The 7,500-nt window shown below is 46.8% G+C and carries 3 protein-coding genes and 2 rRNA genes (1 of these 5 only partly in view); 4 read left to right on the forward strand and 1 reads right to left on the reverse strand.

What is annotated here, in order from left to right:
- Window positions 1-174: ribosomal RNA gene (locus tag SPSPH_RS00115) — 23S ribosomal RNA — on the forward strand; it begins 2,743 nt to the left of the window's first position.
- A gap of 506 nt (window positions 175-680) precedes the next feature.
- Window positions 681-1,760 carry a tetratricopeptide repeat protein gene (locus tag SPSPH_RS00120; protein WP_075758257.1) on the forward strand — a complete coding sequence of 360 codons (1,080 nt, stop codon included), beginning with the start codon at window positions 681-683 and terminating at the stop codon, window positions 1,758-1,760.
- A gap of 339 nt (window positions 1,761-2,099) precedes the next feature.
- Here the strand turns inward: SPSPH_RS00120 and SPSPH_RS00125 are convergent, their stop codons facing one another.
- Window positions 2,100-3,275 (reverse strand): IS110 family transposase, encoded by a 1,176-nt coding sequence (locus tag SPSPH_RS00125; protein WP_075754228.1) that lies wholly within the window; start codon window positions 3,273-3,275, stop codon window positions 2,100-2,102.
- 251 nt (window positions 3,276-3,526) lie between these two features.
- Between SPSPH_RS00125 and ilvD the strand changes: the two genes are divergently transcribed.
- Both ilvD and SPSPH_RS00135 read left to right on the forward strand, forming a co-directional pair.
- Window positions 3,527-5,185: a dihydroxy-acid dehydratase gene (gene ilvD, locus SPSPH_RS00130; RefSeq protein WP_075758258.1), complete on the forward strand. Its 1,659-nt coding sequence runs from the start codon at window positions 3,527-3,529 to the stop codon at window positions 5,183-5,185.
- 725 nt (window positions 5,186-5,910) lie between these two features.
- Window positions 5,911-7,465 (forward strand): 16S ribosomal RNA (locus SPSPH_RS00135).
- The last annotated feature ends 35 nt before the right edge of the window (window positions 7,466-7,500 follow it).

The following is a 7,500-nucleotide window of genomic DNA, read 5'->3' on the forward strand; positions in this document are numbered from 1 at the left end:
TACGTTCGGAAAGGATAAACGCTGAAAGCATCTAAGCGTGAAACCAGCCTTAAGATGAGGTCTGTCATTCGAAAGAAGTAAGGCCCCTTGTAGACGACAAGGTAGATAGGCCAGATGTGGAAGTGGAGCAATCCATGCAGCTGACTGGTACTAATAGGCCGAGGACTTGACTTAAATACCTCGTTTGCATAAGTGCAAACATTTGATAGAACTAATTGCGAACTGCTTTTCTTCTGTGAAGTTTTCAGGGAATGAGAAGAAAACCTGTACCTGTATAAGGTATGGGTTTTCTTTGTTGTATAAGGAGGTTCCGCGCTCCGCTTGGAACTAAGCGATTCACACAGGTTCTAGCGTCGCGTTGCTCCTAATAACTTGGTTCACTGCTTATGTGAAGTTTTCAGGGAATGAGAAGAAACCTGTACCTGTATAAGGTATGGTTTTTTTTGTTGTATAAGGAAGTTCCGCGCTCCGCTTGGAACTAAGCGATTCACACAGGTTCTAGCGTCGCTGCCGCTCCTAATAACCTGGTTCTCTGCTTATATTGACTTATCCTAAATCCTGGCATATAATAAGAATAATACAAAAGAAAACCCCACCCACTGTTCACGGGTGGGGTTTTTTGCAAATATAACTATTGTAGCAATTGTAGTAGTTATTTTATTACAAAGGAATGATATGTGTTGGAAAAATATCAAAGACATGGTATCAACCCTTTACTTATCAGCATAGCTACAGGCCAGGATGTAGATCATGTCTCCTCACGTCCGACCATTGCCATGCTGCCCGGCAAGTATCCCAAGCTTATTTATAAGCATCTAAAGACGGTTAATGGGGAGTTTCCTGAAACAATTTCGCGCTTGACATGTGCGCAATGCGGCAAAGGGGGAGACTATGACTTAGGTACTTTAGTGGTGCCAGCTACAGTTGGTGAGGATGAAAAGAAAATAGAGAAAATTCAAGCGCTTGGCTATTTTCGCTGCAAACATTGTAATACTGCCGGAGAGTGGATATTATCTTCCCGTATGCGGACAATGCTTGCAGGGAAAATGGTAGCAGCTGCCGTCCTCAACGTTAAGAACAAGCAGTCTGATGAAGTCATTTTTGGTGAAGCGCTGATTGACAACGATTTTGCCCCACGCTGGGGAAGTGATGCCGAAAGTTACTTTTTGCAAAAGCTAGTTGAAGCACCTGATAACGCCTATTTTTGGAATCGTTTGGGCAATACCTATTACAGGGGTAAGCGCCCTGAGTTGGCTGCGGTTGCACATGAGCAGGCATTAGTTAAGGATATGGGACAAGTAGAGTCGCATTTTTCTTTGGGTCAAATACTTTTTGATTGTGGCGAGTTTGAGAAAGCGGCAGAACACTTGAGACAAGCAGTGGCGTTTAGTCACCAGTATGAGCATCTGCCGGCGTATAATCTCAGAGAGCTTATCGTAGGGGCCTTAACCATATTGTTTGCTATCTATAACAAGAGTGACCGTAAAATTGATATGCTGCCTAAGCCTGGTGAACTGGAAATTGCCCATTTTACTAAGAGTGAAATTGCGGCGACGGCAAAGTTTGATTTTGATATAGACCCTAACCGCCGGGAAACCTTCTACCCACTGGCTGAAGTATATTTAGGGTCACGTCGGATTGAATTACCGCCGGAGAAGCGGTCACTACTTGTCCGTAACTCCAAAGCCAATTGGCCGGTTGCCAGCAAAGTTAATAAACAAAAGCCTTCAAAGAAAAACAAAAGTAGAAAGAAAAAATAATATCGGTCAAATCACCCTCGGTACTGAGGGTGATTTTTTAGTCTGGCATAACGCCTGATTGCACCTCAATGTATGGATAAATCTGCTTGCGGGAGAAAAGGAAGGAGGAAGCATTGAGAGCAGGAATTATGTATATTTTGTTGAATACTTAATACAGTGTTAATGTCCTGCACTCCCTGTGTGGAGTTTTGTATTTTACAGTGAAATATATAGATAAGAGAGACTAACTATTAAAAGTCAAGCCCGAATTTGAGGATGGAGGACAAAAAACAGATGGTTCAAAAAAGGGTATAGCAAAACAGACGTCCACAGGACGCCATGCGGGCTATCGAGAGAGAATCAGGCTGCCAGACGATAAGGCTCGCCGGATTTCTCCAGAGCATAAATGAGCCGGACCAGCTTCTTGGCAGCATGAGAGATGGCCACATTGTAATGCTTTCCCTCGGCGCGTTTCCTGGCGAGGTAAGCGGCAAAGACAGGGTCCCAAAGGCAAACAAATTTTGTGGCATTGAAGATGGCATAGCGTAGGTATCTGGAGCCGCGCTTCTCCATATGGGCATAGCAATTTTTAAGCTGCCCGGATTGGTAGGTAGAGGGCGACAGGCCGGCATAGGCCAAAATCTTGTCAGGGGAATCAAAGCGTGAAAAGTCACCCACCTCAGACAGAATCATAGCCCCCATCCTGTAGCCAATGCCGGGAATCGTGGTAATAGGCGAAAGCATCTTGTCCATGATGCGTTGGATGACCTGTTCAATTTCCGCAATCTCGGCATCGAGTTCACGGATGAGCCGGATGGTATGCCGCAGTTCCAGTGATTTCGCGGTCGTCACAGAGCCAATCGATTGCCTGGCGGCTTCACGTATCTCTATGGCTTTGTCCCGTCCGTAACGGCCTTTGGAGGATTCGGCAAGCAAATGGGTGAGCCGCGTCAGATGTGCCGCTGCAATCTGCTTAGCCCCCGGGAACTCATCGAGCAAGGCGTAAACAGAGGCCATATGGAGTGACGATACCAGCTTTTCCAGCTCCGGGAACAGGATGCATACCAGCCTGGCAATTGAGGACTTCAGCTTAGCGCGTACCTTCACCTTGTCGAACCGGTATCTGGTGAGTGACTTTAGCTCCTCATTGTGGTAAGCTGTGTCTGTGTAGGGCTTGAGGCCCACATCAGACATGAGCATAGCCGCAATTGTTCGCGCATCGACACGGTCAGTCTTCGTCTTTCGCAGGGTGAGGCTTTTCCGGTAAAGATTGGTGTGCAAGGGGTTAATGACATAGGTGTCCAGACCATTGTCAAGGAGAAACCCGAGAATGTTGTAGCTGTAGTGTCCGGTAGCCTCAAGCCCTACCTTTATTTTGTCCAGGGGCAAAGAACAGGCACGGATTTTTTCCAACAGGTAGCCAAATCCTTCCATGCTGTTTTGGATGGTGAACACATTTGCAAGGACTTTACCCTCCGAACTGATGATGAAGCAGTCGTGTTTATCCTTAGCGACATCAATCCCGACACAAATCATAGCAAGACCTCCAACGGTATTATTTGATGCTGTACCCACAGAACACTTTGCTCTTGTAACCTTGTTCTACATCAACCGTCTGGCGGTATCTAACTGATTAACAAACCTGCAAAGGGCTGCGGTTGGAGCCTCTCTTGAACCATCTGGTGGTAGGAGATAAAACCAATCCACAGCATCCTTTACAGTGTAGCATATAGCCCTTGGAGAGGGGCTCTAATAACTACTACTCTATAATACAAGGAAGATATGATGTGGATTTAAAAAGTAGTATTGTTAAAAAGGGTTCTACCCGGGCAGCTCACCGTTCTTTGTTCTATGCCATGGGCTACACTCCCCAGGAATTAGAAAAACCAATGATTGGTGTCGTTAATGCCTTTAATGAAATAATTCCGGGGCATATGCATCTTAGAGATGTTGCTGAGGCAGTGAAACTAGGTGTGGCTGCGGGTGGCGGGATGCCGGTAGAATTTCCCGCCATCGGTATTTGTGACGGGATTGCTATGGGACATGATGGCATGAAATATCCATTACCTAGCCGGGAACTTATCGCTGATTCTGTTGAGGCTATGGCGATAGGCCACAGGTTTGATGGCTTGGTGCTCATCCCTAACTGTGATAAAATTGTGCCAGGTATGCTTATGGCTGCTGCCAGGCTGAATATTCCCTGTATTGTAATGAGTGGTGGTCCGATGATGGCTGGCCGTTACCAGGGACGCGATATTAGTGTTAGTACTATGTTTGAAGCAGCCGGGCTTTTTGAAGCAGGTAAAATCACTGCCGATGAAATGGATAAAATGGAAAAGGCAGCATGTCCCGGCTGTGGTTCTTGTTCAGGCATGTTTACCGCCAATACCATGAATTGTATGGCGGAAGCATTAGGTATGGCACTGCCTGGAAATGGCACAATTCCAGCCGTTCAATTTGGTGTCCGGCGAATGATGGCAAAACAAGCTGGTCAAATTATAGTTGACCTGGTAAAACGAGATGTAAAGGCTCGTGATATTCTGACACGGAAGGCTTTTGAAAATGCTATGGCTGTTGATATGGGTATCGGCGGTTCTTCCAATACGGTATTACACCTTACCGCCATTGCTCATGAGGCCGGTTTTGAGCTGCCGCTGTCCCTGTTTGATGAAATCAGTGCCAAGACTCCCTATATAACCAAATTAAGTCCTGGTGGAACCCAGCATATTCAAGATCTTAATGAAGCGGGCGGTATTTCAGCAGTAATGAAGGAATTGTCCAGGCTAGGGTGCATTCATACTGATGCGCTAACGATAGCCGGTACTGTCAATGATAAGATTAAAGACGCTGCGATTATGCGTGCGGATGTTATTAAATCGGTAGACGCTCCCTACCGCAACACTGGTGGGATTGCTATTTTGAACGGTAACCTAGCTCCCGCTGGTGCAGTGGTCAAGGAAAGCGCCGTTAAAGATGATATGCTGGTTTTTGAAGGCACTGCCCGGGTTTTTAATTCTGAAGAAGAAGCTATTGAGGCCATTATCGGCAAAAAGATTAAAGATGGCGATGTTGTAATTATTCGTTATGAAGGTCCTAAAGGCGGTCCAGGGATGAAGGAAATGCTTAACCCGACAGCCGTAATTGTTGGTATGGGACTTAAAGTGGCGCTATTAACCGACGGACGTTTCAGCGGTGCTACTCAGGGTGCTTGCATTGGCCATGTTTCGCCTGAAGCGATGGAGGGAGGGCCAATTGCCCTTATAGAAAACGGGGATATTATTAGTATTGATATTCCTGGACGTAATCTTGAGTGCAAGATAAGCGATGAAGAGATGGCCAAACGGAAAGCCGCCTGGGTTCAGCCGGCTCCTAAAGTAACTACCGGCTACCTTGCCAGATATGCCAGATTGGTCACTTCAGCCAATACGGGAGCCGTATTGAAATAAATGAAGACTTGATTCAGATAGGGTTTTAACCCCATCTGAATCTTAGTCATCGGATAAACGGTGCTATGTATAAAGTTTAAAGGCCAAAAGCCATACTATTGCAAAGCAGCCCTAAACAGGCTGCTTTTTATTTTGATAAAAATAGTATTACTCTTGGCTCTTGAAGCGTAGTTAAAAAATAGGATTGTCTTTCATATTTTGTTTTTTCTAAATTGCGTGAATAATAATTGACGTGCCAGGATAAGATATGCTATGATAAAATAAGAAAGATATTCCCTGCTATGTCCCACTAAATAAGAGGGATTGCAGGTATTGACACGGCAAAATTGGCGTGTTAATATATACAAGTCGCGAGGGACACAGCGACAGGATGTACTGAAAAATATATTGACACATTCTAATTAGTGTGTTATTATATAAAAGTTGTCGCTACAAAACCTAGTGACAACTGACAAGAAAAAAAGATGTTGACACGGTGAAATAAACGTGATAACATATGTAAGCTGTCACTGAGGCGGTGAACGCCGGTGACACTAGCGGTTCCCTGAAAACTGAACAATGTAAGTAATGCATCAAAAAAGCCAGATGTGCGGTGCTCAATGAGCACTTTAAATATAAGCAGGCACACGGAATCTATGATTCCGCTGTAATTGCTTAGTTAGATGTTTTACATCTAACATCAATTTCAAATTTTATGAGCCACAAAAGGCTCCATAAATAAAACTTTTATGGAGAGTTTGATCCTGGCTCAGGACGAACGCTGGCGGCGTGCCTAACACATGCAAGTCGAACGGAGAGTTAGCAATAACTCTTAGTGGCGAACGGGTGAGTAACGCGTAGACAACCTGCCTCTAAACTGGGGACAACACCGCGAAAGTGGTGCTAATACCGAATGTGGTAACTTGGCTGCATGGCTAAGTTAAGAAAGATGGCCTCTACATGTAAGCTATCGTTTAGAGATGGGTCTGCGTCTGATTAGCTAGTTGGTGAGGTAACGGCTCACCAAGGCGACGATCAGTAGCCGGTCTGAGAGGATGAACGGCCACACTGGGACTGAGACACGGCCCAGACTCCTACGGGAGGCAGCAGTGGGGAATCTTCCGCAATGGACGAAAGTCTGACGGAGCAACGCCGCGTGAGTGAAGAAGGTCTTCGGATTGTAAAGCTCTGTCGTTTGGGACGAACGTGGATTGTGTGAATAATGCAATCTAATGACGGTACCAAAGGAGGAAGCCACGGCTAACTACGTGCCAGCAGCCGCGGTAATACGTAGGTGGCAAGCGTTGTCCGGAATTATTGGGCGTAAAGGGCGTGTAGGTGGATTCTTAAGTCGTGTGTCTAAGTGCGGTGCTCAACACCGTATGGGCGCAGGAAACTGGGAATCTTGAGTGCAGGAGAGGAAAGTGGAATTCCCAGTGTAGCGGTGAAATGCGTAGATATTGGGAGGAACACCAGTGGCGAAGGCGACTTTCTGGACTGTGTCTGACACTGAGGCGCGAAAGCCAGGGGAGCGAACGGGATTAGATACCCCGGTAGTCCTGGCCGTAAACGATGGGTACTAGGTGTAGAGGGTATCGACCCCTTCTGTGCCGGAGTTAACGCAATAAGTACCCCGCCTGGGGAGTACGGCCGCAAGGTTGAAACTCAAAGGAATTGACGGGGGCCCGCACAAGCGGTGGAGTATGTGGTTTAATTCGACGCAACGCGAAGAACCTTACCAGGGCTTGACATTGAGTGAAAGATCTAGAGATAGATTCCTCCCTTCGGGGACACAAAAACAGGTGGTGCATGGCTGTCGTCAGCTCGTGTCGTGAGATGTTGGGTTAAGTCCCGCAACGAGCGCAACCCTTATCCTTTGTTGCCAGCGCGTAAAGGCGGGAACTCAAGGGAGACTGCCGCAGACAATGCGGAGGAAGGCGGGGATGACGTCAAGTCATCATGCCCCTTATGTCCTGGGCTACACACGTACTACAATGGGCTTAAACAAAGTGAAGCAAGACCGCGAGGTTGAGCCAAACACACAAACAAGCTCTCAGTTCGGATCGGAGGCTGCAACTCGCCTCCGTGAAGTCGGAATCGCTAGTAATCGCAGGTCAGCATACTGCGGTGAATACGTTCCCGGGCCTTGTACACACCGCCCGTCACACCACGAAAGTTGGCAACACCCGAAGCCGGTGGGGTAACCAGAAATGGAACTAGCCGTCTAAGGTGGGGTCGATGATTGGGGTGAAGTCGTAACAAGGTAGCCGTATCGGAAGGTGCGGCTGGATCACCTCCTTTCTAGGGAGAACTCGGGTATGAAACAAGACCCGGTA

It is taken from the genome of Sporomusa sphaeroides DSM 2875 (genome assembly GCF_001941975.2).
In the GTDB taxonomy this organism is placed as follows: domain Bacteria; phylum Bacillota; class Negativicutes; order Sporomusales; family Sporomusaceae; genus Sporomusa; species Sporomusa sphaeroides.